The following is a 25,596-nucleotide window of genomic DNA, read 5'->3' as shown; positions in this document are numbered from 1 at the left end:
AGGAATTGGCGCGCAACTCCAGACTCCGACTCGTCCGCCCGCGGGCGCTCGCCACGGCCCGCAGGGCCGTGACGACCCGGCGGACCCGGCCGGCGCCGCGGCCCCCCGAGGGCACGCCGCCCCGCCAGGAACTGGCCCGCCAGGCGCGGGCCGTCCTCGGCGACGCCGTCCGGATCGCCCGCTGGGCCTCCGAGACCCGGGCCCCCGAAGTCCTCCCCGCCCAGGAACGGGCCGCCGCCGCCCTCGACCTGACGCCCGAGCAGATCCGGGCCGGCTGGGACCGCGCCCGGCTCGCCGGACTCGTCGAACTGCACGGCGACACCGCCCGCCCCGGCTGGCGGCTGCGGGCCTGGGACCGCGACGACTCGGCCGTGCTGCGCGGCTGGGTCGCCCTGTTCGACGCCTGGTCGCTGGTCCACCCCGTGCCCGAGGACGTCGCCCCCGGCGATGTCGCCGAGGTCGTCGAGGCCGTGCCGCAGCTGCTCTCCCTGCTGCAGCTGTCCGCCGGCCCCGTGCTCGTCCCCGCCCTGCTCGACCTGCTCCGGCAGCGCGTCGAGGAACTGCGCGAGGAACGCTGCGAGGTCCCGGCCCCCGACGCCGCCGCGGACGCCCCCGCCACGGCCGGCGCCGACGCGGACCCCGCCCCCTCCGGCGCGCCCACCGCCGAGGCGCTCGCCCCGCTGCTCGACTGGGCCCTGGAGGGCCTGGCCGCCGTCGGCGCGCTCACCCTGGGCCCCGGGCAGGCCACGCTCACCCCGCTCGGCAACTGGGCGGTCTGGGTCAAGCTGGAGCAGATCTGCGTCGCCGCGCAGAGCCCGGCGGGCAACATCGAGCAGTCCGCCGAGGCCATGCTGCGCGGCTGCGCCCGGCTCAGCCCCGGACCGGCCCGGGCCGAGTACCGGGCCTGGCTCGCCGCCCGCACCCTCGGCAGCGCCGTCACCGAACTGCTCACCGTCGCCCGCGGCGACGACGCCCTGCTGCGCGGACTGGCCTTCGAGGCGCTCCGCGTCGTCGGAGCGCCCGCCGAGGCGGAGGTCCGCGCCGCCGTCGAGGAGCCCTCGCTCCGCCCGTACGCCCTGCTCTGGCTCGCCGAGTTCGAGGGCGCCGACCCCGACGACGCCCAGGAGGTGCTCACCCGCGAGGAGGCCACCTGGCTCTGGGTGGACACCGCCGCCGCCGTCGCCGACCACGGCGAGAGCGCCCTGTTGGTCCGCCACCTCGACTCCGCCGTCCAGGGCACCGTCCCCGCCCTGCTCGACGAGGTCCGCGCCGTCGGCCATCCGCGCACCGTCCAGGTCCTCGTCGCCCTGGCCGCCGCGCACCCCGACCCGGCCCTGGCCAAGGCGGTCCGCCGCGCCGCCTTCCAGGTGCACACCGGCGGGGCCTGAGCCCCGGCCGGACGAGGGCCTGTCCGAACCGCCGGACAGGCCCTACGCGGCGCCGGGGGAGTACGTCCCGAAGCTCCAGACGTTGCCCTCGGCGTCCCGGGCCATGTAGTCCCGCGAGCCGTACTCCTGGTCGGTCGGCGGCATCACGATCTCCACGCCGTGCGCCACGGCTCTGGCGTGATGGTCGTCGACGTCCGTCACATGGACGTAGACGCCGGCCGGCCCGCCGTTCGCCATCAGCTCGTCGAAGGTGCCGCCGGTACCGGCGCTGCCGAGCATCACCATGCCGTTCCCGTACGTCAGCTCGGCGTGCAGCACCCGCCCGTCCTCGCTCTCGTACACGGCCTGCGCGGTGAAGCCGAACGCCTCCGTCAGCAGGGCGATCGCGGCCTTGGCGTCCTGGTAGCGCAGGGTCGGACAGATGTCGGGGGCTTGGGCCATCCCGATCACTTCCTCTCGATGTGACCTGGATCTCAGTCTGGCAGCCGCCACCGACAACGCGGCGGACACCGGCCCGGCCGGGTGAACCCGGCTCACCGGAAGGTGTCGCACCGCGCCATGTCGCCCGTCCGGTAGCCCGTGGCGAACCACTGCTGCCGCTGCGCCGCCGAGCCGTGCGTCCAGTTCTCCGGCGTCACCCGCCCCTGGAACCGCTCCTGGATCCGGTCGTCGCCCACCGCGGCCGCCGCGTCCAGGCCGTCCCGGATGTCGGCCTCCGTCAGCCGGGTCAGCAGCGGCCGCCCGGTCCGGTCGTCCGGCGTCGACGTCGCGTGCCGCGCCCAGACGCCCGCATAGCAGTCCGCCTGCAGCTCCGTCCGCACGGCGCCGGAATCCGCGCCGGTCCGCCCGTCCTGCGCCCGGGCCAGCGTCCCCATCAGGTTCTGCACGTGGTGCCCGTACTCGTGCGCCACCACGTACGCCTGCGCGAACGGGCCGCCGCTCGAACCGAACTTGGTGCGCAGCTCCTCGAAGAAGCCGAGGTCCAGATAGACCTTCCGGTCGCCGGGGCAGTAGAACGGCCCGACCGCCGAGCTCGCCGCCCCGCAGGCCGTGCCGACCCGCTCCGTGAACACGACCGTGCGCGCGTCCCCGTACCGGCCGCCCCGCCGCGCGTACTCGGCCCGCCAGTAGTCCTGCAGGCTGTTGACCACCGCGACGATCCGGCAGTCCTCCCGGGTGTTCGCGTCCGCGCCGGTCCGGCACTCCTGCGCCAGCTGCGCCGCTGACGACGAGGTCGCCACCGGGTCCTCGCCGTCCGACGACAGGCCCAGCTGCTCCGGGCCGACGCCCAGGAACAGCCCGAGGATCAGCGCGATGATGCCGACGATGCCGCCGCCGACCGTGGCCCGTCCGCCGGGGATGCGGCTGCCCCGGACGTCCTGCACCTCCGAGGTGTCCAGCCTGGCGTCGTCGTCGAACTGCACGGGGCACCACCCTCCGCGTCGCTGCCGCGGCAGGGGGCCGCCGCCCTGCGCCGAGTATCGGTCGGCTCCGCGGGTCCCGCCTCTTTTGCCGACCGCGCGACGGAAAACCGGTTGCATGCGCCCGTTAGACTGGCCGCATGGCCATTCTCCCCGCGCACGATTAGACGGCGTCGAAGCCCGAAGCGCCCGTCCTTCCGCCGTCCATCCCGCCCTGGAGTCTGTCCGTGATCACCGCCACCGGCATCGAGCTGCGCGCCGGCGCCCGCGTCCTCATCGAGTCCGCGTCCTTCCGCATCGCCAAGGGCGACCGCATCGGCCTGGTCGGCCGCAACGGAGCCGGCAAGACCACCCTCACCAAGTGCCTCGCCGGCGAGGGCCAGCCCGCCGGCGGCACCATCACCCGCTCCGGCGAGGTCGGCTATCTGCCGCAGGACCCGCGCACCGGCGACCTCGACGTGCTGGCCCGCGACCGCGTCCTGTCCGCCCGCGGCCTCGACGTGCTGATCCGCAAGATGCGGCAGAACGAGGAGCGCATCGCCAGCGGCTCCGGCGCCACCCGCGAGAAGGCCCTCAAGCAGTACGAGCGCCAGGAGACCGAGTTCCTCACCAAGGGCGGGTACGCCGCCGAGGCCGAGGCCGCCACCATCGCCGCCGCGCTCGGCCTGCCCGACCGGGTCCTCGGCCAGCCGCTGCACACCCTCTCCGGCGGTCAGCGCCGCCGGATCGAGCTGGCCCGGATCCTCTTCTCGGACGCCGACACCCTGCTCCTCGACGAGCCGACCAACCACCTCGACGCGGACTCGATCGTCTGGCTGCGCGACTACCTGAAGACCTACCGCGGCGGCTTCGTGGTCATCTCCCACGACGTCGACCTGGTCGAGACGGTCGTCAACAAGGTCTTCTACCTGGACGCCAACCGCTCCGTCATCGACGTCTACAACATGGGCTGGAAGCTCTACCAGCAGCAGCGCGAGGCCGACGAGAAGCGCCGCAGGCGCGAGCGGCAGAACGCCGAGAAGAAGGCCGCCGCGCTCAACTCGCAGGCCGACAAGATGCGCGCCAAGGCCACCAAGACCGTCGCCGCGCAGAACATGGCCAAGCGCGCCGAGCGCCTGCTGTCCGGCCTGGAGGCGGTCCGCGTCTCCGACAAGGTCGCCAAGCTCCGCTTCCCGGAGCCCGCGCCCTGCGGCAAGACCCCGCTGTCGGCCGAGGGCCTGTCCAAGTCCTACGGCTCCCTCGAGATCTTCACCGATGTGAACCTCGCGATCGACAAGGGCTCGCGCGTGGTGATCCTCGGCCTCAACGGTGCGGGCAAGACCACCCTGCTCCGCCTCCTCGGCGGCGTGGAGCAGCCCGACACGGGCCAGGTCACCCCGGGCCACGGCCTCAAGCTCGGCTACTACGCCCAGGAGCACGAGACCCTGGACCCGGACCGCACGGTCCTGGAGAACATGCGCTCCGCCGCGCCCGACCTGGACCTCGTCGAGGTGCGCAAGGTGCTCGGCTCGTTCCTCTTCTCCGGCGACGACGTCGACAAGCCGGCCGGGGTGCTCTCCGGCGGGGAGAAGACCCGGCTCGCGCTGGCCACCCTGGTCGTGTCCTCGGCGAACGTGCTGCTCCTCGACGAGCCGACGAACAACCTCGACCCCGCCAGCCGCGAGGAGATCCTCGGCGCGCTGCGCACGTACAAGGGCGCGGTCGTGCTCGTCACCCACGACGAGGGCGCGGTCGAGGCGCTGAACCCGGAGCGGATCATCCTGCTCCCGGACGGCGTCGAGGACCTGTGGGGTGCGGACTACGCGGACCTCGTGGCCCTCGCCTGATCATCTCCGTAGGGATCATTCGGCTCATCGGCGCTCCGTCATCTGAGTGAGACGGTCTGGTACCGGTGCGCGCGGGGGAGCGGAATCCCGCCTTTCCGGCTGCCTACCCGTGTCTCCTGGGTCACACGCCCCTGACCTGGCACTTCCCTCCACCGCCCGGCGGGGAGGGGGCGCGGCCACCACCGGAATATGAGGTTCCGGTCGTGACGGCCCCTTCCCTGGACGCGAAGCTCGTGCCACAGACCTCGTCGAATGGGTGGCCAGGACGTCCGGGAGGGGTGATCATGAGAAGTCCAGAGCGCACTTCCCATGAGGAGGCACGGGTGGCCGAGACTCTGAAGAAGGGCAGCCGGGTGACCGGCGCCGCGCGCGACAAGCTCGCGGCAGACCTGAAGAAGAAGTACGACTCCGGTGCGAGCATCCGGGCGCTGGCCGAAGAGACCGGCCGCTCCTACGGATTCGTCCATCGGATGCTCAGTGAGTCCGGAGTGACGCTGCGGGGACGCGGCGGAGCGACACGAGGCAAGAAGGCCGCCTCGGCCTGAGTCCGGGGCGCGGTCCGTCCGGTCCACCGGTTCCGACGGTGGCCGCCCGGTCGGCCGAGGGGTCGACCGGGTGGTTACTGTGCAGTAGCTTAGCTTGGGCTCGTTCCGACGAGCCGTGCTGCACGCGTACTGCACCCGAACCGGAGGCGCCCCATGACTACGTCCGACTCCGTCGACCCCGTGGTCGTCATCGACAAGGACGGCGTACGACTCACCGTCGAGGACGCCGTTGCCACGGTGACCCTGACCAACCCCGCCAAGCGCAACGCCCAGTCTCCCGCTCTGTGGCGGGCGTTGACGGAGGCGGGTCGGTCGCTGCCGGGCAGCGTGCGGGTCGTCGTGCTGCGCGGCGAGGGCAAGTCCTTCTCCGCCGGCCTCGACCGGCAGGCGTTCACGCCCGAGGGCTTCGACGGCGAGCCGTCGTTCCTCGACCTGGCGCGCGGCGGCGACGAGGAGCTGGACGCGGTCATCGCCGAGTACCAGGAGGCGTTCACCTGGTGGCGGCGCAGCGACCTCGTGTCGATCGCGGCCGTCCAGGGCCACGCCATCGGAGCCGGCTTCCAGCTCGCCCTCGCCTGCGACCTCCGGGTCGTCGCCGAGGACGTGCAGTTCGCCATGCGCGAGACCAGCCTGGGCCTGGTGCCGGACCTCACCGGCACGCACCCCCTCGTCTCGCTTGTGGGCTATGCCCGCGCCCTGGAGATCTGCGCGACGGGCCGCTTCGTCCACGCAGACGAGGCCCAGCGCATCGGCCTCGCCAACCTCGCCGTGCCCGCCACCGAACTCGACGGCGCCGTACGGGACCTGACCGCCGCGCTGCTCGCCGCGCCGCGCGACGCGGTGATCGAGACCAAGGCCCTGCTCCAGGGCGTCTCCGGCCGCACGTACGAGGAGCAGCGCGTCGCCGAGCGCGCCGCCCAGGCCCGCCGCCTGCGCGACCTCGCCGGCCTCGGCGACTGACGCAGCGGCCTGCCCCCGCCCGAGCGCACCCCCGACGGCCGCCCGAGCGCACCCCCGCAGCCCAGGAAGGGCGACCCGCACCCCGCGGGTCGCCCTTCCGGCGTATCCGGCCCTGGAAATCCGCAACCCGCCGGGCGCGCCCGTACCTGCCCCGCCGTACCGGCCCCCACCGGGGCCGGGTCCGCCGGCTCCCCGGCGCGCGAGCGGGAAACCGCGCCTAATGTGGGCAAAGAAGCCAATCCTGCCCGGAAGGGACGAACGGTGATGACCGATACCGCGAAGACCGAACAACCGACCGCCGAGGAGCCGAGGGGCATACCCCGCCGGCCGACCGTGACCAAGCGCGGCGGCGGCGAACCGGGGGCCCGCGGCCGGACCACCATCGCCGACGGCGTGGTCGAGAAGATCGCCGGACTCGCCGCCCGGGACGTCGACGGCGTCCACGCCATGGGCAGCGGCCTGTCCCGCACCTTCGGCGCGATGCGCGAACGCGTCCCCGGCGGCGGCAAGACGTCCAGCGTGACGCGGGGCGTGAAGGCCGAGGTCGGCGAGGTGCAGACCGCGCTCGACCTGGAGATCGTCGTCGAGTACGGCGTCTCCATCGCCGATGTCGCCCGCGACGTACGGGAGAACGTGGTCGCCGCCGTCGAGCGGATGACCGGCCTGGAGGTCGTCGAGGTCAACATCGCCGTGAGCGATGTGAAGCTGCCGGAGGACGAGGAAGAGGAGCCGGAGACGCGGCTGCAGTAGCCCCGTGCCCGGCGGAAGGAGCTCAACATGAGCATGGCGGTGGTCGGCCTGGTGGCCGGCATGGCCCTCGGTTTCGCCGGGTACTTCGGCGGCTTCGGGGCCTTCGTGCTGGTCGCGGCACTGGGGGCGGTCGGCTTCGTGGCCGGCCGCTTCCTCGACGGCGACCTCGAACCCGGAGACCTGTTCCGGGGCCGCGAACGCGGCGACCGGCGGCGGTGAGCGCGGGTGGCCAGGGAACCGGTCACCGCCGCCGAACGGGGGGCGACCACCATCGCCGACCGCGTCGTCGCGAAGATCGCCGCGCAGGCCGCCCGCGAGGCGCTGGGCCGGCCGCCCCGCGACGGGCACAAGCCGCACGCCACGGTGGTGGTCCACCGCGACGTCGCGCACGTCTCCGTCACCGTCGAACTCGGCTACCCCTCCGACATCGGCGGCCAGTGCGGCGCCGTGCGCCGCCGCGTCACCGAACGCGTCGCCGGCCTGGCCGGCATGGAGGTCCCCGAGGTCGCCGTCCACGTGGAACGGCTGCGCCCCGGCCACGAGGGCCGCGGGAGCCTGCGATGAGCGCCCCCACCGAGGCCGCGCCCACCCCCGAACCCGGGCCCGGTCCGGGGCCCGACGCCGTGCCCGTGCTCGCGGACACCGCCGGCCGCCCCGCCGGCCGCTTCTGGTCCGTGCGGCGCATCCCGGCCGCGCTCGTCGCCGCCCTCGTGACCGGCGGCGCCGGGCTGCTGCTCTACGACGTGGCCGCGGTCCGCGCCGAGCGGTCCGCCATGCAGTGGCGGCGCACCCTCGCCGAGGAGTTCGCCACCCGGCGCCTGGACGACGTCTGGATGCTCCTCGGCGCGTCCCTCGCCGTCCTCCTCGGCCTGTGGTTGCTGCTCCTCGCCGTCACCCCCGGCCTGCGGGCCGTGCTGCCCATGCGCCGCGAGCACGCCGACGTACGCGCCGGACTCGACCGGGACGCCGCGGCTCTCGCGCTGCGCGACCGGGCCATGGAGGTCTCCGGCGTGCAGTCCGTACGGGTGCGGGTCGGCCGGAGGAAGGTACGGGTGCGCGCCCAATCGCACTTCCGCGAACTCGACGAGGTCCGCACCGATCTGGGCACCGTGCTCGGCACCGGGATCGGCGAGCTCGGCCTCGCGAAACCGCCCACGGTGCGGCTGACGGTCCGCCGGCCGCCGAAGAAGAGGTGAGGGGACGTGAGACTGCGCCGTTTCAACCGGGTGCTGCTCGGGCTCGCCGGACTGGTCCTGCTGGCGGTCGGCGGCGCCGTGCTGGCCGCCGGCTTCGGCCTCGGCGTGCCCTCCTGGTGGCCCTGGTCCGGGCCCGCCGACGTCCTGCTGACCGGCGCGCAGCGGCGGCGGTGGCGCGACGAGGGCTGGTGGTGGCCCGTCGTCATCGCCGTGCTCGGCGTCGTGGTGCTGCTCGCGCTTGCCTGGTTCGTCGCCCAGTTCCGGCGCGGCCGGCTGGCGGAGGTGCTGGTCGACACGGGGGACGGCGAGGCGGCCGTGGTCCGCGGCCCGGCCCTGGAACGCGTCCTGGAGGACGACGCGGCCGCCCAGGACGGCGTGGCCAGGGCGCAGGTCTCGCTGCGCGGCCGGCGCACCGCGCCGACCGCCCGCGTCCGGCTGCTCCTGGAGCCGTACGCCGCGCCCCGCGAGGCCCTGGCGGCCCTCACCGACGAAGCCCTGCACCACGCCCGGACGTCCACGGGCCTCCCGTCCCTGCCGGCCGAGGCCCGGCTGCGCGCCGTCAAGCACCACGCCCGCCGCGTCACCTGACGGGCGCGGCGCCCGGCTCAGAAGCCGTGCCGCAGCCCGCCGTCCACCGGGACCATCACGCCCGTCAGGAACGAGGCCGCCGGCGACAGCAGGAAGGCGGCCGTGCGGCCGAACTCCTCCGGGCGGCCGTAGCGCCGCAGCGGGATCTGCGCCTCGTACGCGGCGCGGGTCGCGTCCCCGTCGCCGGACAGCGCGTCCAGCTCGCGGACCCGGTCGGTGTCGACCCGGCCGGGCAGCAGACCGATCACCCGGATCCCGCTCGGGCCCAGATCGCGGGCGAGCGAGTTCGCGAAGCCCGCCAGGCCCGGGCGGAGCCCGTTCGAGATCGTCAGGCCCTGGATCGGCTCGTACACCGAGCCGGACAGCACGAAGCCGATCACACCGCCCTCGCCCAGCGCGCCGGCCGCCGTCCGCGCCATCCGCACCGCGCCCAGGTACACCGTGTCGAACGCGGCCTGCCACTGCTCGTCGGTGTTGTCCACCCCGAAGCCCGGCGGCGGTCCGCCGACGCTGACCAGGATGCCGTCGAAGCGCCCGAACCGGGCCTTCGCCTCCCCGATCACCCGCTCGGCCGCGGCCGGGTCCGCGTTGTCCGCGGCCACGCCCACCGCGTCCGGGCCGAGCTCCTCGGCCGCCTTCGCGACCGACTCCGCGTTCCGCCCGGTCACCACGACCTTCGCGCCGTCCGCGAGCAGCGCCTCCGCGGTGGCCCGGCCGAGCCCCTTGGTCGCGCCGGTCACCACGTACACACGGTCCTTCAGTCCAAGATCCATGGCCCTATCCTGCCGCCTCCTCGTCCAGGCCCACCACCTCTCCCTCGTACAGCGCCAGCGCCGTGCCCACGAGCCCGATGTGGCTGAACGCCTGCGGGAAATTGCCCAGCTGACGGCCGGACAGCGGCTCGTACTCCTCCGCCAGCAGCCCCACGTCGTTGCGGAGCGCGAGCAGCCGCTCGAAGACCCGCTTCGCCTCGTCCCTCCGGCCGATCAGCAGCAGCGCGTCCGCCAGCCAGAACGTGCAGGCGAGGAACGCCCCCTCCCGCCCCGGCAGCCCGTCGATCTCCCGCGTTGGGGTGTAGCGGCGGACGAAGCCGCCGTGCCCCAGCTCCCGCTGCACCGCCTCCACCGTGCCGATCACCCGCGGGTCGTCCGGCGGCAGGAAGCCGACCCGGGGGATCAGCAGCGTCGCCGCGTCCAGCTCCGCCGAGCCGTACGACTGCGTGAAGGTGTTCCGCGCCGGGTCGTACGCGCGGGCGCAGACCTCCGCGTGCACCTCGTCCCGCATCGCCCGCCACCGCGCCGGATCCCCGACCAGCGAAGGGTGCGCCTCCAGCGTGCGCACCGCCCGGTCGGCCGCGACCCAGGCCATCACCTTCGAGTGGGTGAAGTGCCGGCGCGGGCCGCGCACCTCCCAGAGCCCCTCGTCCGGTTCCCGCCAGGTCGACTCCAGGAAGCCGAGCAGGCTCAGCTGGAGGTTCCAGGCGTGCGGCTCGGCCGGGATGCCGGCCTCCCGGGCCCGGAACAGCGAGTCGATCACCTCCCCGTACACGTCCAGCTGCGTCTGCTCCACGGCCGCGTTGCCGATCCGGACCGGGACGGAGTTCGCGTGGCCGCGCAGCCAGGGCAGGGTGGTCTCCGGCAGCCGCCGCTCGCCGGCCGGGCCGTACATGATCTGCAGGTCGGCCGGGTCGCCGGCCACCGCCCGCAGCAGCCAGTCCCGCCAGGCCGCGGCCTCGTCCACGTAGCCGGCGGACAGCAGCGCGCCGAGGGTGAGCGTGGAGTCGCGCAGCCAGCAGTAGCGGTAGTCCCAGTTCCGTACGCCGCCGATCTCCTCGGGCAGGGAGGTCGTGGGGGCGGCGACGATGCCGCCGGTCGGCCCGTACGTGAGGGCCTTCAGAGTGATCAGGGAGCGCAGCACGGCCTCCCGGTACGGCCCCTTGTAGGTGCATCGGGCCGACCACTCCCGCCAGTCCTCCAGGGAGTGCTCCAGCGACTCGTACGGGTCGACCGGCGCGGGGCGCGACTCGTGCGAGGGGTGCCAGGTGAGCACGAACGCCACCCGCTCGCCCGCGGCGACGGTGAACGAGCAGCGGGTGCTGTACTGCTGGCCCCAGGTCTTCACCTGAGGTTCGCTGCGCAGCCAGACCGAGTCCGGGCCGGCGATGGCCACCCGGTGGCCCTCGGCGCGGCGCATCCACGGCACGATCGAGCCGTAGTCGAAGCGCAGCCGCAGCACCGCGCTCATCTCGACGGTGCCGCTGACGCCCTCGACGATCCGCACGACGTCCGGCGCCCGGTCGCGCTGCGGCATGAAGTCGATGACCTTGACCGCGCCGGTGCGGGTCTCCCAGTACGTCTCCAGGACCAGCGAGTCGCCGAGGTAGCGGCGCCGGGTGCAGGTGGTGGCACCGGCCGGGGCGAGCCGCCAGTGGCCGTTGTCCTCGTCGCCGAGCAGCGCAGCGAAACAGGCCCCCGAGTCGAAGCGCGGCAGGCAGAGCCAGTCGATCGATCCGTCGCGGCCGACGAGGGCCGCGGTCTGCAGGTCCCCGATCAGGGCGTAGTCCTCGATGCGTTGCGTCACGCCATGGCGTGTTCCCGATCGGGCCGACGGCCAATCAGACTGCCGCGGTCGCCGGCTCCGGGGACTCCGGGCCGTCGGCGGCGCGCCGGGCCTCCTCCTGGTCGCGCCGTTCGCGGCGGAGCAGGACCACCCAGCCGACCGGCACGCCGGCCGCGAAGAGCCACCACTGGACGGCGTACGCCATGTGCGCGCCGATCGAGTCGTGGTCGGGCTCCGGGATCTGCTCGGGGGAGTCGGTGACCGGATCGGTCTGCTCGACGTAGCCGCCGAGCACCGTCCTGCCGGTCAGCTCGGCCTGCTGGGCGCTGTTGATCAGCATGACCTGACGTTCCGGCAGTCCGCGCAGGTCCTTGATGCCGCTGGCGCCGGTGGTCTCGTCGGCCTTCAGCCGGCCGGAGACCGTCACCACGCCCTTCGGGGCGGGCGGGACCTCGGGGTACGCCTTCTGGTCGGGGGCGGCGGGCACCCAGCCGCGGTTGACCATCAGGATCCGGCCGTCGGCGAGGACCAGCGGGGTGAGGACGAGCATGCCGACCTTGTCGTCGGCGTTGGTCCGGCGGCGCACCACGACCTCGTGCGCGGTGTCGAAGGTGCCGGTGGCGGTGACCGCCCGCCAGTAGTCGCCGCGCGGGACGGTGTGACCGGGCGAGGTCAGCGTCTCGACGGGGACGGGCTTCGCCTTCAGGTTGTCCGCGATCAGGGCGTTCTGCGCGACCCGGCGCTCGTGCCGGTGGAACTGCCAGAAGCCCAGCTCGACCATCACGGGGATGAGCACGAGGGCGACGAGGGTGAGGATCACCCACTGCCGGGACAACAGGAAGCGGTACACCCCATGACCGTACATCCACGGCATGGGGTGTTCGCAGGGGGGTTCGCCCCGGTGCGGGGCGACCGGGGTCACACCTTGTCGACGATGCCCACCTTTCCCTCCGCGCGGGCGCAGTGGCCGCCGCAGTACCAGTTGCCCTCGACCTCGACGCCCTGGCCGATGATCTGGACCCGGCAGTGCTCGCAGATCGGCGCCATGCGGTGGATGGCGCAGGCGAAGCAGTCGAAGACGTGCACCGCGCCCTGCGCGTGCACCTCGAAGGACATGCCGTAATCGTTTCCGCAGACCTCACAACGTGCCATGCGCCACAGGGTGGGCCGCGGCGCGGCCGTACGGGCGGCGGCACGCCCGGGGCGTCACCCGTCTGCCGGGGCCACGTCCCTCAGCAGGTGCGTGTAGGCGGCCTCGTCGACGATCGGCGTGCCGTACGTCTTCGCCTTGACGGTCTTGGACGTGGCGGAGTCCGGATCGTTGGTGACCAGCAGGCTGGTGAGCCGGGACACACTGCTCGCCACGTGCAGCCCGGCCTCGACCGTACGGTCCTCCAGGAGCTCGCGGTCGATGGAGGTGTCGCCGGAGAACGCCACCCGCATGCCCTGCTTGAGTGGTTTGTCCGCTTCGTAACGCCCGGGGTTGGGGTACGGGCAGGCCGGCCGCTTCTTCGTCGGCCGCCAGCTGTTCCCGTACGAGGACTGCCGCCCGATCCGCGCCGTCCCCGCGCCCGTCGCCGGCGAGGACACCCACTCCGTCAGCGGCCGGCACTCCAGCAGCGGCAGCCGCACGCCCTGCTCCGCCGCCGCGTGCAGGCTCGGCCGGAACGCCTCCGCGAGCACCCGCGCGTCGTCGAGCGCGTTGTGCGCGCGCCGCTGGACGACGCCGAAGTGGGCCGCGAGGGACTCCAGCTTGAGGTTGGGCAGCGGCAGCGCCAGCTCCTTGGCGAGCGCGATGGTGCACAGCCGCTGGCGCACCGGCGCGGTCCGCTCGGCGCGCGCGTACTCGCGGGCGATCATGCCCCAGTCGAAGATCGCGTTGTGCGCGACGAGCACCCGCCCGTCGAGCCGCTCGGACAACTCGGCCGCCACGTCCGGGAAGAGCGGCGCGTCCGCCAGCATGTCGCCGGTCAGCCCGTGGATCCAGACCGGGCCGGGATCGCGCTCCGGGTTGACGAGGGTGTACCAGTGGTCCTCGACGTTCCCCTGGGCGTCCAGCCGGTAGACGGCAGCCGACACTATCCGGTCGTCGCGGGCGAGGCCGGTGGTCTCCACGTCGACGACCGCGTACCCCTCGGGGTACGCGGCCGGCCACGCTGCTGCGGTCGTACGGTCGTCGAGCATGGTCATTGAGAATACGGCCCCGCACGGACAGCCCCGTCCCCGGAGTCCAGCAAACCGGACACCAGTGCCCGGACCGAGCGCACGAACAGCCGGTCCGTGTCGACCGGGCGGGCCAGCGCGCGGGCCAGCGCCGGGTCGCCGTCGGCGCTCTCGGCGGCGGTCCGCGCGGCCCACAGGTCCCGTTCGCCGGGCGACTGGGCGGGCGCGCGCTCGCGATTGCGCTCCACCAGGACGTGCCCGACGACGTGGAACTGCACCGCCCGCACCACCCCCGCCGCCTGTGCGCCGCGCAGCCCCGCCGCGTGCACCTCGCGGACCAGCACCCGCTGCGCGGGCAGGAACATCCGCTCCGTCAGGCCCCGTTCGTGCACCAGCGCCACCAGGTGCGGCCGCGCCCGCAGTTCGCGGCGCAGGGCCTGGGCGACCGAGACGATCCGCTCGGCCGGCGTGGCGCCCCGGGGCCGGATCGCGCCGAGCTCGGCGACCGTGCGCGCGACGAGCGCGTCGAGCAGCGACTCCCGGTTGCCGACGTGCCAGTAGATCGAGGTGACCGCGGTGCCCAGCTCGGCGGCCAGCCCGCGCATCGTCAGCGCGTCCGGTCCGTGCCGGCGCACCAGGGCCGCCGCGGCGTCGAGCACCTGCTCCCGGGTCAGTGCGCTGCGCGTCATCCCGCCCCCCACTCCCGCCCGTGCACGGGCCTTCCCCCTTCATCGCCGCCGGTGTAACAGTGTTACAGAGCTGACCCCCCGACGAAGAACCGAAGGGCGGTACGTCATGGCACGTGTCCGGTACGGCGCACGCACCGAGGCGGAACTCGCGGCGGCGCGCGCCGCGAACGCCGCGCTCCCCGACATCTGGTCCACCGGAGTGGTCGCCCTCTGGGAGACCGACCCGGACGTCGTCGCGGCCGTGCTGCCGCCCCCGCTCAAACCCTCCGGCCGGCCCCTGGTCCGCGTGAACATCAGCAGGGTCGACCTGCCCGGATACCCCCTGGGCGCCGGCTCGGTCGCCGTCGCCGCCGCCCACGGCGACGTGGAGGGCTGGTACCCGCTGGTCATGCCGATGACCCACGAGCGGGCCCTGACCGGCGGCCGCGAGGTCTTCGGCGAGCCGAAGAAACTCGGCGAGGTCACCGTCGAACGCGACGGGCTCGTGGTCCGCGCCGCGCTCGCCCGGCACGGCATCGCCTTCGTCGAGGTGCGCGGCGCGGTCTCCGGCCCGCTGCCGCTGCCGGAGCCCGCCGACAAGACCGACTTCTACTTCAAGTTCCTTCCCGCCGTGGACGGTTCGGGCCTCGACGGGGACCCCGTCCTCGTCCACTGCGTCCGCCACGAGAAGGTGCGCAGGCTGGAGGCGGTCACCGGCGACGTGGTGCTGCGCGAGTCCATGTACGACCCGGTCGCCGACCTGCCCGTGCGCCGGCTCGTGGAGATCACGATCGGCGAGAAGACCACCGACCAGAAGGGCCGGGTCGTCGAGCGGGTCGCCGCCGAGGCGCTGCTGCCGTACGCCCACCAGCGCTACGACGACCCGCGCCAGGTCCTCGACGGACCGCCCGAGGGGAGCGTCTGATGCGGCTGGAACCCGGCCAGGTCGCCGTCGTCACCGGCGCCGCGAGCGGCATCGGCCTCGCCATGGCGCGCCGGTTCGCCGCGGAGGGGCTCTCCGTCGTGCTGGCCGACGTCGAGGAACCGGCGCTGGCGAAGGCGGCCGACGCGCTGATGGAGAGCGGCGCGCACGTCCTCGCCCGGACGGCCGACGTCAGCGACCCCGACTCCGTACGGTCGCTGGCGGACGCCGCGTACGACACCTTCGGCGCAGTCCACGTGCTCTGCAACAACGCCGGCGTCGGCTCCGGCGCCGAGGGCCGCATGTGGGAGCACGAGCCGAACGACTGGAAATGGGCCTTCGCGGTCAACGTCTGGGGCGTCTTCCACGGGATCCAGGCGTTCGTGCCCCGGATGCTCGACGCCGGCGGCCCCGGGCACGTCGTCAACACCTCCTCCGGCGACGGCGGCATCGCCCCGCTGCCCACCGCCTCCGTCTACGCCGTCACCAAGGCGGCCGTGGTCACGATGACCGAGTCCCTGTACGCACACCTCAGGGCCGAGGGCGCACCGGTCGGCGCGTCCGTCCTCTTCCCCGGCCCGCACATGCTGCGCACCGGCCTGTGGGAGTCGCACCGCAACCGGCCCGAGCGGTACGCCAAGCAGCGCCCGCGTCGGACCCCGTACCGCACCCTCGACCAGTACGAGGCCGCGATGCGGCAGGCGGGGCAGGAGGTGCGGTTCACCCCCGTCGAGGAGGTCGCCGGGCACGTCGTCGACGGCATCCGCGCCGACCGGTTCTGGATCCTGCCCGCGAGCGAGCACAGCGACCGGCAGATCCGCGCCCGCGCGCAGTCGATGCTCGACCGCGCCGACCCGTCCTACCTGGAGAGCTTCATCCTCGACCGATAGTGGGGGGACCGCCGTGGCCCACGACGACCCGTACCTGATCATCTCTTCCGACTGCCATGCCGGGCTGCCCACCGAGCAGTACCGGCCCTATCTGGACCGCCGCTTCCACCGCGCCTTCGACGAGTTCCTGGCCGGCCGGGACGCCCGCCGCGAGGCGATGACCCGCCTCGGGGTGCGCAACGAGGCGTTCGCCGAGAAGTGGTTCAGCGACCACGAGGAAGGGCTGCGCGGCGGCTGGGACTCCGCGCAGCGGCTCAAGGAACTCGACGGCGACGGGGTGGCCGGCGAGGTCGTCTTCCCCGACGCGGACGCCGTCGACAGCCGGACCGCCGCGCCCTTCGGCGTCGGCCTCGGGCTCTCCGGCGACCAGGACCCCGAGCTCGGCATGGCGGGCGCCCAGGCGCACAACCGCTGGCTCGCGGAGTTCGTGGGGCGGAACCCCGAACGGCACTGCGGCGTCGCCCTGCTGCCGGTCACCGCCGACCCGGACAAGGTCGTCGCCGAGATCCACCGGGCCAGGGAGTCCGGGCTCGGCGCGCTGATGATCCCGTCCATGTGGGTCGACAAGGAGCCGTACCACGACCGCCGTTACGACCCCGTGTGGGCGGCCGCCGCCGAGACCGGGATGCCGCTGGTCACCCACTCCGGCGCCGCGCCGCGCGAGGAGTACGGCGACCACCTCGGCATCTACGTCTCCGAGGTCACCTGGTGGCCGGCCCGGCCGCTGTGGTTCCTGCTGTGGTCCGGTGTCTTCGAGCGCCACCCGGGGCTGCGGTTCGGCGTCGCCGAGTCCGGCTGCTGGTGGCTGCCGAACCTGCTGTGGTTCATGGACCGGCTCTACCTCGGCGCGCACGGCGGCAAGAAGCTCTCCCCGTTCAGCGAGCTGAAGCGGCCCCCGAGCGAGTACCTCGACCGCCAGGTCTTCGTCTGCGCGACGAACACCAAGCGGCGCGAACTGGCCCAGCGCTACGAGATCGGCGTCGACAACATCCTGTGGGGCAGCGACTTCCCGCACCCCGAGGGCACCTGGCCGCGCACCCGGGGCTGGCTGCGCGACACCTTCCACGACATCCCCGTCGAGGAGAGCCGCCGGATGCTGGGCCTGGCCGCGGCGGAGGTCTTCGGCTTCGACACGGCGAAGCTGGAGCCGGTCGCCCGCCGCATCGGCCCCACGCCCGCGGAGCTCGGACAGCCGGAGGACCAGGCGGCGGTGGAGGCGTCCTGGGCGCGTTCGCGGGAGACGGGGCGGCACTGGCTGACGGGGAACGACTTCCCGTCGATCGGGGTGACGCCGTGACGGACCGCTACACGGTGATCTCGGCGGACTGCCACGCCGGCGCCGACCTCCTCGACTACAGGCCGTACCTGGAGAAGCGCCACCACGACGACTTCGACGCCTGGGCCGCCACGTACGTCAACCCGTACGAGGACCTGCTCGCCGACACCGCCGACCGCAACTGGAACTCGGGGCGCCGGCTGCAGGAGCTGGAGGCGGACGGCATCGTCGCCGAGGTCGTCTTCCCCAACACCATCCCGCCGTTCTTCCCCTCCGCCTCGCTGATGGCGCCCGCGCCGAGCCGGGCGGAGTACGAGCTGCGCTGGGCCGGGCTGCGGGCGCACAACCGCTGGCTGGCCGACTTCTGCGCGGACGCGCCGGGCCGGCGGGCGGGCGTCGCGCAGATCCTGCTGAACGACGTCGACGAGGCGGTGCGGGAGGTCCGCCGGACGAAGGAGGCGGGCCTGACCGGCGGCGTCCTGCTGCCCGGGGCGCCGCCGGGCAGCGGGATCCCGGAGCTGTACTCGGCCGGGTACGACCCGCTGTGGGCGGTCTGCGCGGAGCTGGACGTGCCGGTCAACCACCACGGCGGCTCGGCGTCGCCGCCGCTCGGCGACGAACCGGCCGCGCGGGCCGTGTTCATGGTGGAGACCACCTGGTTCTCGCACCGGGCGCTGTGGCACCTGATCTTCGGCGGGGCGTTCCGCCGGCACCCGGGGCTGAAGCTGGTGCTGACAGAGCAGGGTTCGGGCTGGATCCCCGGGGTCCTGGAGATGCTGGACTACTACCACGACCGCCTGGTGGCCGCGTCCACGAAGGCCGCGACGGCGGAGTCCAAGTTCGGCGCGGGCCTCGCGGAGTCGATGGGCCGGGGACCGAGCGAGGTGTGGCGGGACAACTGCTACGTCGGCGCCAGCTTCATGCGCCCGCACGAGGTGCCGCTGCGCGAGCGGATCGGCCTCGACAAGATCATGTGGGGCAGCGACTACCCGCACGACGAGGGCACCGCCCCGTACTCCCGCGAGGGCCTGCGCATCGCCTACGCCGGCCTGCCGAAGGAGGAGGTGGCGGCCATGACCGGCGGCAACGCGGCGCGGGTCTACGGATTCGACCTGGCGTACCTCGACACCCTCGCGGCCGTGCACGGCCCGACGGTGGCGGAGATCGCCGAACCGCTGAAGGAGGTCCCGGAGGGGGCGACCAGCCCGGCGTTCGCCCCGGGCGGGTCGGTCCGTGTCTGGTGACCGGACGGGTGAGACGCTCGCGGGGTGACTGAAGCGCACGACGAGGCCCACGGCGGCGGGCTCGGCACCCGGCTCAACTGGCTCCGGGCGGCCGTCCTCGGCGCGAACGACGGAATCGTCTCCACCGCCGGCCTCGTCGTGGGCGTCGCCGGCGCGACGAGCGAGCGCTCCACGCTGCTGACGGCGGGTCTGGCGGGGCTGCTGGCCGGCTCGATGTCGATGGCGGCGGGGGAGTACGTCTCCGTCTCCACCCAGCGCGACTCCGAACGGGCCGCGCTCGCGCAGGAACGCCGCGAGCTGCGCGAACAGCCCGAGGCCGAACTCGCCGAACTCACCGAGCTCCTCGCCCGCCGCGGCCTGAGCCCGGACGTGGCCGCCGAGGCCGCCGTCCAGCTCACCGAACGCGATGCCCTGCGCGCCCACGCCCGCGTGGAGCTGGGCATCAACCCCGACGAGCTGACCAACCCCTGGCACGCGGCCGCCGCCAGCTTCCTCGCCTTCACGGCCGGCGCGCTGCTCCCGCTGCTCGCGATCGTCCTGCCCCCGGCGGGCGCCCGCCTCTGGATCACCGTCGTCTCGGTCCTCGCCGCCCTCGCCCTCACCGGCTGGTCCAGCGCCCGCCTCGGCGCCGCCCCACCGGCCCGAGCCGTCCTCCGCAACGTCGCCGGCGGCGCGCTGGCGATGGCGGTCACCCACGCGGCGGGGTCGCTGCTGGGGGCGGCGGGGGTCTAGGGACCCCTGCGGGCGATGTACGGTGAATGTCGTACAACCGTCTGCACACGAGGAACGTCCGCCATGCGCGCCACCACCATTCACGCCCCGTTCGACATGCGCGTGGAGGACGTGCCCGATCCGGTGATCCAGGAGTCCACGGACGTCGTCGTGCGCGTGCTGCGGGCCTGTATCTGCGGGAGTGACCTGTGGGCGTACCGGGGGGAGGCCGAGCGGCAGCCGGGGCAGCGGATCGGGCACGAGTTCCTCGGGATCGTCGAGGAGGCCGGGGCCGCGGTGACCGGGTTCGCGGCCGGTGACCTCGTCGTCGCGCCGTTCGTCTGGTCGGACGGGACCTGCGAGTACTGTCACGAGGGCCTGCAGACCTCCTGCCCCAGCGGCGGCTTCTGGGGCTCGGTCGGGTCCGACGGCGGCCAGGGCGAGGCCGTGCGCGTGCCCTTCGCCGACGGCACCCTCGTCAAGCTGCCCGCCGACGCCGCCTCCGACGACCGGCTGCTCACCGCCCTGCTCGCCCTCTCCGACGTGCTCGGCACCGGCCACCACGCCGCCCTCGGCGCCGGCGTGCGGCCAGGCGCCACCGTGGCCGTCGTCGGCGACGGCGCGGTCGGCCTGTGCGGGGTGCTCGCCGCCCGGCGGCTCGGCGCCGAGCGGATCGTCGCGCTCGGCCGGCACACCGCCCGTACCGACATCGCCCGCGCCTTCGGCGCCACCGACGTCGTCGCCGAGCGCGGCGAGGCCGCCGAGGCCGCGGTCCGCGAACTCACCGGCGGGCAGGGCGCGCACGCCGTCATCGAGGCCGTCGGCACCGAGCAGTCCATGCGCACCGCCGTGAACATCACCCGCGACGGCGGCGCGATCGGCTACGTCGGCGTCCCGCACGGCAGCGGCACGGGCCTGGACCTGTCCGTCATGTTCGACCGCAACATCGCCCTGCGCGGCGGCGTGGCGCCCGTCCGCGCGTACATTCCCGAGCTGCTGCCCGACGTCCTCAGCGGCGCCGTCGACCCCTCGCCGGTGTTCGACCTGACCGTCGGCCTCGAAGGCGTCCCGGACGGCTACCGGGCCATGGACGAGCGCACCGCCCTGAAGGTCCTCGTCAAGCCGTGAGCCACGCGGGCGCGTCGGCCCCCGGCAGGCCCGGCGGGCGCGACCAGCCCGCCGGGCCGCCCTCGTACGCGACAGGGGACAGGGCGTGCCGCAGCCGGCCCAGCGGCCCGTCCGTCTCCGTGAGGTGGCCGGCCGGGTCGTAGCGGGGGAGGGTGTGGGTGAGCCAGTGGCCCGTCTGCGCGAGGGCCAGGCGCACCAGCCGGGTGCCGCCGTCGCGGTCCTGTTCCGTCAGCGAGCGCAGCACGGCCGCCGCCAGCAGATAGCCGCTGCCGTGGTCCAGCGCCTGCGCCGGCAGCGCCCCCGGCTCCCGCTCCGAGCCCTCGGTCACCGCGATCCCGGTCGCCGCCTGCACCAGGCTGTCGAAGCCCCGCCGCTCGCGCCACGGCCCGTACTCGCCCCAGGCGGACAGCCGGGCGACGACCAGGCCGGGGCGGTGCGGGTCGAAGCGGTCCAGGGCCCCGGGCCGGTAGCCGGTGACCAGGACGTCGGCCGCGTCCAGGAGCTCGTCGAAGGTACGGCGGTCCGAGGGGCGGTCCAGGTCCAGGGCGGCGGTCCGCTTGCCCACGTTCCCGTCGGCGTGCTGGTCCGGCAGCTCCGGCCGCGCCGGCGGGTCGATCCGCAGCACGTCCGCGCCCAGCAGCGCCAGCGTCCGCGTGGCGACCGGCCCGGCGATCACCCGGGTCAGGTCCAGCACCCGCAGCGGCCCCGAGCGCCGCCGCGGCGGCGCGTCGTCCAGCCGCTCCCGGGTCAGCAGCGGGCGCGCCGACACCTCCCGGCCCTGCTCGTGCGCCGCCCACGCCTGCGGGGTGCGCACCGCGACGGCCAGGCCCCCGGCCGCGTACACCGCCGACTCGACCTCCGCCGCCGTCCGCTCCGCGATCGCCGCGCCCACCGCGCCCACGGCGCCCTGCGGATCCAGCAACGTGTCAGCCGCGCCGAGCGCGTCGAGCAGCGCCCGCCGGTGGTGCGGGTAGTTCGCGTGCGTCCGGACCCAGCCGTCCGCCGCCGGCCAGAACCGGGACAGCGGCGCGAACGTCAGCGGCTCCCGCCCGCCGACCCGCAGATGGCGCTCGCTCACGAACGCCGTCGCCACCGCCCCGTCGTCCACCCGCACCGGCCCCGGCAGCCCCGCCCGCTCCACCGCCGCGAGCCCCGCCACGGCGACGGTCGCCCGCGCCAGGTCCATCACCGGAAGCCGCGCGGCCAGCAGCCCCGACGGCCCCCGGTACTCCACCCGCCGCAACAGCCCCGGATCCCCGCCGAGTTCCGCCCACAACCGCTCGGTACCGCTCGCCACCGTCTGATCCATGACCGCATCATGGCACCGGCTGCCGCGACGAAGGGGCCCCGGTGCGGCACGCCGCACCAGGGCCCCTCGCGTCCGTCAGGACGGTTCACTTCCGCACGGCGGGTTACTTCCGCACGGCGTCAAGGGCGTCGACGACGCCCTCGCCGTAGAAGCCGTTCTTGCCGACGCCGCCCTCGCAGACCGCGTCCACGGTGCCGTCACCGTTGATGTCGTACGGGTTCGTGCAGGCGTGGTTGTCGGCCTGGCCGTACAGACGCTCCTTCAGCTCCGCCGGAGTCGCGTCGGGGTGGCGCGACTTGATCAGCGCGAGCACGCCGGAGACGTGCGGGGAGGCCATCGACGTGCCGGCCTTGTAGTTGAAGCCGCCGTTGACCGTGGTCGACAGGATGCGCCCGTTGACCGCCGGGGCGTCCGGGGTCTGGTACTCGGTGCGGTCGCCGCCGGGGGCCGCGATGTCGACGACGCCGTCGCCGTAGTTCGAGTACGAGGCCTTCAGGCCCTTGGCGCCGGTCGCGGAGACCGTGACGACGCCGGGGAGCATGGCCGGGTAGTCGAAGCACTCGCGCGGGTTGATCACACGGGTGACCGGCGTGGTGTCGTTCGGGCTGGTGACGTCGGTGATCTCGTCCGCCGCCAGGTCCATCTTGGAGTTGCCGGCCGAGGCCACGTTGACCGCGCCCTTGCGCTCCGCGTAGCGGGTCGCGCGGGTGACGGCCTCCAGAAGGGCCTTCTGGTCGTCGTCGTTCTTGCAGGCGAACAGCCACGGGTCGGTGTAGTAGCTGTTGTTGGTGACGTCGACGCCGTGCTCGGCCGCCCACACGAAGCCGCAGACCACGGCCTCGGTGTAGAAGAAGCCGTCCGGGTTGGACACCTTGATGCCGGAGACCTTCACGCCCGGCGCGACACCGGTGATGCCGAAGCCGTTCTTGGCGGCGGCGATCGTGCCGGCCACGTGGGTGCCGTGGTCGCTCTCGCCGGGCTGCGGACGCCACGAGCCCGGCGTGGTGTCCGGCTTGCCGGTCACGCAGTTCGCCGAGGCGGCGACGTCGAAGTTCGGCGCCAGGTCCGGGTGCGTGTCGTCGACGCCGGTGTCGATGACGCCGACGGTGACCTTGCTGCTGCCCAGCGTCCGCGCGTGCGCCTGGTCCGCCTTGATGGCGGGCAGGTCCCACTGCAGCGGCTCGAGCGGGTCCTGGCCCTCGCCGGCCTCGGCGGCCGCGGCCAGCGCCTCGGCGGCCGTCAGCGCCTGGCCGCCGGTCTCGACCGAGGTGTCGCCCTGGACGGACAGCGGCGCGGTGCGCGTCGCGCCGGCGGAGACCACCCCGCGGACCGTGCGGATCGTCTTCGCGAACTCGGGGTTCTGCGAGTGGACGACGATCACGCCGATCTGGTCGTACGCGATGACGACGGTGCCGCCGGCCGCGGCGATCGCCTTCTTGACCGAGGCGGCGGTGTCGGGGCCGCTGCCTATGTTCACCACGTACGAGAGCTTGGGGCCGTCGTACGAGGCGACGGCCGCCGGGGCTTCGTTCAGCGGCGCGGCGTTCGCGCCGGTGGGCAGGAAGCCCAGCGAGGCCGTGAGCGCCAGACCGGCGGGCAGGGCGAGTACGCGCCCGCGTCTGGTTCCCAGATGAGCCATGGGTTCTCCACATCATCCGTATGTACTGTCCGGCACCCGTTGCGCCTGGACAGGTGCATGACGAGTGAAGCTATCGCTGATCTTCCCGGGACATCAATGCGTCGAGTCGCCCGGATGAAGAAAAAAATCCGGTGAACCGCTTCGCCGCGCGCTCCGTGCCGTTGTGCAGGGGAGGAGCTTCTGTCGAGGACTTTCGTCCCCCACACCCCCCGTGAGGTCCCTTTGTCCATGCCCACCGCAGCGTCGCGAGGAGATTCCGTGGCTACCGATGCACCGCCGCCGCCCCCCGGCGGCACGGACACGACACCCGTCCAGCCCACGACGGAGCGCTTCGTCGAGGTCCAGCGCAGCGCGGAGTTCGGTGAGCTGCGCCGCGCGCACCGCTCGTTCGCCTTCCCCCTGACGATCGGCTTCATCGCCTGGTACCTGCTCTACGTGCTGCTCTCCAACTACGCGGGCGGCTTCATGGGCACCAAGGTCTTCGGCAACATCAACGTGGCCCTCGTCCTCGGCCTCGGCCAGTTCCTGACCACCTTCCTCATCGCCTGGTTCTACTCACGGCACGCGGCCGAGAAGCTCGACCCCAAGGCGGAGGCCATCAAGTCCCGTATGGAGGGCGACGCATGAGCAGCACCATCGAGGCCGGACCGGCCCTCGTCCTCGCCGCCGGCAGCGGCGCCTCCGAGCACCGGCCGCTGATCATCACCCTCTTCGCGGCCTTCGTCGTCGCCACCCTGTTCATCACCGTCTGGGCCGGCCGGCAGACCCGCAGCGCCGCCGACTTCTACGCCGGCGGCCGCCAGTTCACCGGCTTCCAGAACGGCCTGGCCATCTCCGGCGACTACATGTCCGCCGCCTCGTTCCTCGGCATCGCCGGCGCCATCGCCCTCTTCGGCTACGACGGCTTCCTGTACTCCATCGGCTTCCTCGTCGCCTGGCTCGTCGCCCTGCTCCTGGTCGCCGAACCGCTGCGCAACTCCGGCCGCTTCACCATGGGCGACGTGCTCGCCTACCGGATGCGCCAGCGCCCCGTCCGCACCGCCGCCGGCACCTCCACCATCGTCGTCTCGATCTTCTACCTGCTCGCCCAGATGGCCGGCGCCGGCGTCCTCGTCTCGCTGCTGCTCGGCATCACCAGCGACGGCGGCAAGATCGCCATCGTCGCCCTGGTCGGCGTGCTGATGATCGTGTACGTGACCATCGGCGGCATGAAGGGCACCACCTGGGTGCAGATGGTCAAGGCCGTGCTCCTCATCGCCGGCACGCTCCTGATCACCTTCCTGATCCTGCTGAAGTTCGACTTCAACCTCTCCCAGCTGCTCGGCGCCGCCGCCGAGAACAGCGGCAAGGGCGCCGCCTTCCTGGAGCCCGGCCTGAAGTACGGCGCCACCGGCACCTCCAAGCTGGACTTCCTGTCGCTGGGCATCGCCCTGGTCCTCGGCACCGCGGGCCTGCCGCACATCCTCATCCGCTTCTACACCGTGCCCACCGCCAAGGCGGCCCGGAAGTCCGTCAACTGGGCCATCGGCATCATCGGCGCCTTCTACCTGATGACGATCGTCCTCGGTTTCGGCGCGGCGGCGCTGTTGAAGAACAGCGACATCATCGCCTCCAACAAGGCCGGCAACACCGCCGCCCCGCTCGCCGCCCTCGAGATCGGCGGCGGCGCGAACTCCACCGGCGGGGCGATCCTGCTCGCCGTCATCTCGGCCGTCGCCTTCGCGACGATCCTCGCCGTGGTCGCCGGACTGACCCTCGCCTCGTCCTCGTCCTTCGCCCACGACATCTACGCCAACGTGATCAAGCGCGGCAAGGCCACCGAGCAGCAGGAGGTCCGGGCGGCCCGCTGGGCCACCGTCCTCATCGGCGTCGTCTCCATCGCCCTCGGCGCCCTCGCCCGCGACCTCAACGTCGCCGGCCTGGTCGCCCTCGCCTTCGCCGTCGCCGCCTCGGCGAACCTGCCGACGATCCTCTACAGCCTGTTCTGGAAGCGGTTCACCACCACCGGCGCCCTCTGGTCCATCTACGGCGGTCTGATCTCCGCGGTCGTCCTGGTGCTGTTCTCCCCGGTCGTCTCCGGCAAGCCGACCTCCATGTTCAAGGACGCCGACTTCTACTGGTTCCCGCTGGAGAACCCCGGCATCGTCTCCATCCCGCTGGGCTTCCTGCTCGGCTGGCTCGGCTCCCTGCTGTCGAAGGAGAAGCCGGACGAGGGCAAGTACGCCGAGCTGGAGGTGAAGTCCCTGACCGGCGTCGGAGCCCACTGACCGCAGCCGCCCGCACACCCGGAGGCACGCCGCCTCCGCACACCTGAGGCACCCTTCCCGGGCACACCGGGGAACCCGTCGCCCGGCCGCGTCGTAGAGTCCTACGACGCGGCCGCGCCGTACCTCGTTCCAACCGGCCCTGCTCA

General features: G+C 73.6%; 27 protein-coding genes. 17 read left to right on the top strand and 10 right to left on the bottom strand.

All coding sequences use genetic code 11. The features are described 5' to 3' along the window. The first annotated feature begins 68 nt into the window (after positions 1 to 68). Positions 69 to 1,388: a hypothetical protein gene (locus tag ACNJ93_RS06265; RefSeq protein ID WP_418961327.1), complete on the top strand. Its 1,320-nt coding sequence runs from the start codon at positions 69 to 71 to the stop codon at positions 1,386 to 1,388. A gap of 42 nt (positions 1,389 to 1,430) precedes the next feature. Here the strand turns inward: ACNJ93_RS06265 and ACNJ93_RS06260 are convergent, their stop codons facing one another. Then, positions 1,431 to 1,829: a VOC family protein gene (locus tag ACNJ93_RS06260; RefSeq protein WP_418956329.1), complete on the bottom strand. Its 399-nt coding sequence runs from the start codon at positions 1,827 to 1,829 to the stop codon at positions 1,431 to 1,433. A gap of 92 nt (positions 1,830 to 1,921) precedes the next feature. Next, a complete protein-coding gene (locus tag ACNJ93_RS06255; RefSeq protein ID WP_418956328.1) occupies positions 1,922 to 2,812 on the bottom strand; it encodes a neutral zinc metallopeptidase in 891 nt (296 codons plus the stop codon). A gap of 224 nt (positions 2,813 to 3,036) precedes the next feature. Between ACNJ93_RS06255 and ACNJ93_RS06250 the strand changes: the two genes are divergently transcribed. From ACNJ93_RS06250 to amaP, 8 genes are all read left to right on the top strand, one after another. Continuing rightward, complete coding sequence (locus ACNJ93_RS06250) at positions 3,037 to 4,635, top strand: ABC-F family ATP-binding cassette domain-containing protein (RefSeq protein WP_418956327.1); 1,599 nt, start codon at positions 3,037 to 3,039, stop codon at positions 4,633 to 4,635. Between the two features lie 323 nt (positions 4,636 to 4,958). Next, entirely contained in the window at positions 4,959 to 5,180 is a 222-nt protein-coding gene (locus ACNJ93_RS06245; RefSeq protein WP_006123601.1) for a helix-turn-helix domain-containing protein, read from the top strand. Between the two features lie 153 nt (positions 5,181 to 5,333). Next, a complete protein-coding gene (locus ACNJ93_RS06240; protein WP_418956326.1) occupies positions 5,334 to 6,140 on the top strand; it encodes an enoyl-CoA hydratase/isomerase family protein in 807 nt (268 codons plus the stop codon). 264 nt (positions 6,141 to 6,404) lie between these two features. Further along, positions 6,405 to 6,890: an Asp23/Gls24 family envelope stress response protein gene (locus tag ACNJ93_RS06235; RefSeq protein WP_418956325.1), complete on the top strand. Its 486-nt coding sequence runs from the start codon at positions 6,405 to 6,407 to the stop codon at positions 6,888 to 6,890. Between the two features lie 27 nt (positions 6,891 to 6,917). Continuing rightward, on the top strand, positions 6,918 to 7,109 hold the full coding sequence (locus ACNJ93_RS06230; protein WP_418956324.1) for a hypothetical protein: 192 nt from the start codon (positions 6,918 to 6,920) through the stop codon (positions 7,107 to 7,109). A 6-nt stretch (positions 7,110 to 7,115) separates the two neighbouring features. After that, positions 7,116 to 7,454 (top strand): Asp23/Gls24 family envelope stress response protein, encoded by a 339-nt coding sequence (locus tag ACNJ93_RS06225; RefSeq protein ID WP_418956323.1) that lies wholly within the window; start codon positions 7,116 to 7,118, stop codon positions 7,452 to 7,454. Continuing rightward, the gene (locus ACNJ93_RS06220; RefSeq protein ID WP_418956322.1) at positions 7,451 to 8,086 is read left to right on the top strand and encodes a DUF6286 domain-containing protein; all 636 of its coding nucleotides are present in this window, start codon (positions 7,451 to 7,453) and stop codon (positions 8,084 to 8,086) included. The genes ACNJ93_RS06225 and ACNJ93_RS06220 overlap by 4 nt, the downstream gene beginning before the upstream one ends. Positions 8,087 to 8,092: 6 nt before the next feature. Beyond that, a complete protein-coding gene (gene amaP / locus ACNJ93_RS06215; protein WP_418956321.1) occupies positions 8,093 to 8,674 on the top strand; it encodes an alkaline shock response membrane anchor protein AmaP in 582 nt (193 codons plus the stop codon). A gap of 17 nt (positions 8,675 to 8,691) precedes the next feature. Here amaP and ACNJ93_RS06210 read toward each other — a convergent pair whose 3' ends face one another. The 6 genes from ACNJ93_RS06210 to ACNJ93_RS06185 form a co-directional block, all read right to left on the bottom strand. Continuing rightward, entirely contained in the window at positions 8,692 to 9,447 is a 756-nt protein-coding gene (locus ACNJ93_RS06210; protein ID WP_418956320.1) for an SDR family oxidoreductase, read from the bottom strand. A 4-nt stretch (positions 9,448 to 9,451) separates the two neighbouring features. Beyond that, positions 9,452 to 11,254, bottom strand: coding sequence for a glycoside hydrolase family 15 protein (locus ACNJ93_RS06205; RefSeq protein WP_418956319.1), 1,803 nt, complete (start codon positions 11,252 to 11,254; stop codon positions 9,452 to 9,454). Positions 11,255 to 11,288: 34 nt separating this feature from the next. Next, positions 11,289 to 12,083, bottom strand: coding sequence for an SURF1 family protein (locus ACNJ93_RS06200; protein ID WP_418956318.1), 795 nt, complete (start codon positions 12,081 to 12,083; stop codon positions 11,289 to 11,291). A 68-nt stretch (positions 12,084 to 12,151) separates the two neighbouring features. After that, the gene (locus ACNJ93_RS06195) at positions 12,152 to 12,385 is read right to left on the bottom strand and encodes a hypothetical protein (protein WP_393647220.1); all 234 of its coding nucleotides are present in this window, start codon (positions 12,383 to 12,385) and stop codon (positions 12,152 to 12,154) included. Positions 12,386 to 12,439: 54 nt separating this feature from the next. Next, positions 12,440 to 13,423 carry a DEDDh family exonuclease gene (locus tag ACNJ93_RS06190; protein ID WP_418956317.1) on the bottom strand — a complete coding sequence of 328 codons (984 nt, stop codon included), beginning with the start codon at positions 13,421 to 13,423 and terminating at the stop codon, positions 12,440 to 12,442. Next, a complete protein-coding gene (locus tag ACNJ93_RS06185) occupies positions 13,420 to 14,085 on the bottom strand; it encodes a TetR/AcrR family transcriptional regulator (RefSeq protein WP_418956316.1) in 666 nt (221 codons plus the stop codon). Before ACNJ93_RS06185 ends, ACNJ93_RS06190 begins: the two co-directional genes overlap by 4 nt. 106 nt (positions 14,086 to 14,191) lie before the next feature. On the opposite strand from ACNJ93_RS06185, the gene ACNJ93_RS06180 reads away from it, so the two are divergent. The 6 genes from ACNJ93_RS06180 (at position 14,192) to ACNJ93_RS06155 (ending at position 20,235) form a co-directional block, all read left to right on the top strand. Continuing rightward, a complete protein-coding gene (locus tag ACNJ93_RS06180; protein WP_418956315.1) occupies positions 14,192 to 14,989 on the top strand; it encodes an acetoacetate decarboxylase family protein in 798 nt (265 codons plus the stop codon). After that, complete coding sequence (locus tag ACNJ93_RS06175; protein ID WP_418956314.1) at positions 14,989 to 15,876, top strand: SDR family NAD(P)-dependent oxidoreductase; 888 nt, start codon at positions 14,989 to 14,991, stop codon at positions 15,874 to 15,876. The genes ACNJ93_RS06180 and ACNJ93_RS06175 overlap by 1 nt, the downstream gene beginning before the upstream one ends. A 13-nt stretch (positions 15,877 to 15,889) precedes the next feature. Further along, complete coding sequence (locus tag ACNJ93_RS06170; RefSeq protein ID WP_418956313.1) at positions 15,890 to 17,173, top strand: amidohydrolase family protein; 1,284 nt, start codon at positions 15,890 to 15,892, stop codon at positions 17,171 to 17,173. Next, entirely contained in the window at positions 17,170 to 18,396 is a 1,227-nt protein-coding gene (locus ACNJ93_RS06165; RefSeq protein ID WP_418956312.1) for an amidohydrolase family protein, read from the top strand. Before ACNJ93_RS06170 ends, ACNJ93_RS06165 begins: the two co-directional genes overlap by 4 nt. Before the next feature lie 24 nt (positions 18,397 to 18,420). Beyond that, on the top strand, positions 18,421 to 19,128 hold the full coding sequence (locus ACNJ93_RS06160; RefSeq protein WP_418956311.1) for a VIT1/CCC1 transporter family protein: 708 nt from the start codon (positions 18,421 to 18,423) through the stop codon (positions 19,126 to 19,128). A 63-nt stretch (positions 19,129 to 19,191) separates the two neighbouring features. Next, positions 19,192 to 20,235 carry a zinc-dependent alcohol dehydrogenase family protein gene (locus tag ACNJ93_RS06155; RefSeq protein ID WP_418956310.1) on the top strand — a complete coding sequence of 348 codons (1,044 nt, stop codon included), beginning with the start codon at positions 19,192 to 19,194 and terminating at the stop codon, positions 20,233 to 20,235. Here the strand turns inward: ACNJ93_RS06155 and ACNJ93_RS06150 are convergent. After that, positions 20,225 to 21,544 carry a CoA transferase gene (locus ACNJ93_RS06150; protein ID WP_418956309.1) on the bottom strand — a complete coding sequence of 440 codons (1,320 nt, stop codon included), beginning with the start codon at positions 21,542 to 21,544 and terminating at the stop codon, positions 20,225 to 20,227. The genes ACNJ93_RS06155 and ACNJ93_RS06150 overlap by 11 nt on opposite strands. Before the next feature lie 103 nt (positions 21,545 to 21,647). Then, on the bottom strand, positions 21,648 to 23,183 hold the full coding sequence (locus tag ACNJ93_RS06145; RefSeq protein WP_418956308.1) for a S8 family peptidase: 1,536 nt from the start codon (positions 23,181 to 23,183) through the stop codon (positions 21,648 to 21,650). Positions 23,184 to 23,441: 258 nt separating this feature from the next. Between ACNJ93_RS06145 and ACNJ93_RS06140 the strand changes: the two genes are divergently transcribed. Together ACNJ93_RS06140 and ACNJ93_RS06135 are read left to right on the top strand one after the other, a co-directional pair. Beyond that, on the top strand, positions 23,442 to 23,810 hold the full coding sequence (locus ACNJ93_RS06140) for a DUF485 domain-containing protein (RefSeq protein ID WP_418956307.1): 369 nt from the start codon (positions 23,442 to 23,444) through the stop codon (positions 23,808 to 23,810). After that, positions 23,807 to 25,450: a cation acetate symporter gene (locus ACNJ93_RS06135; RefSeq protein WP_418956306.1), complete on the top strand. Its 1,644-nt coding sequence runs from the start codon at positions 23,807 to 23,809 to the stop codon at positions 25,448 to 25,450. The genes ACNJ93_RS06140 and ACNJ93_RS06135 overlap by 4 nt, the downstream gene beginning before the upstream one ends. Positions 25,451 to 25,596: the final 146 nt, after the last annotated feature.

The organism is Streptomyces tritici, from assembly GCF_048500665.1.
Classification (GTDB): Bacteria; Actinomycetota; Actinomycetes; order Streptomycetales; family Streptomycetaceae; genus Streptomyces; species Streptomyces tritici.
This window is presented reverse-complemented; position numbering and strand designations above follow the sequence as displayed.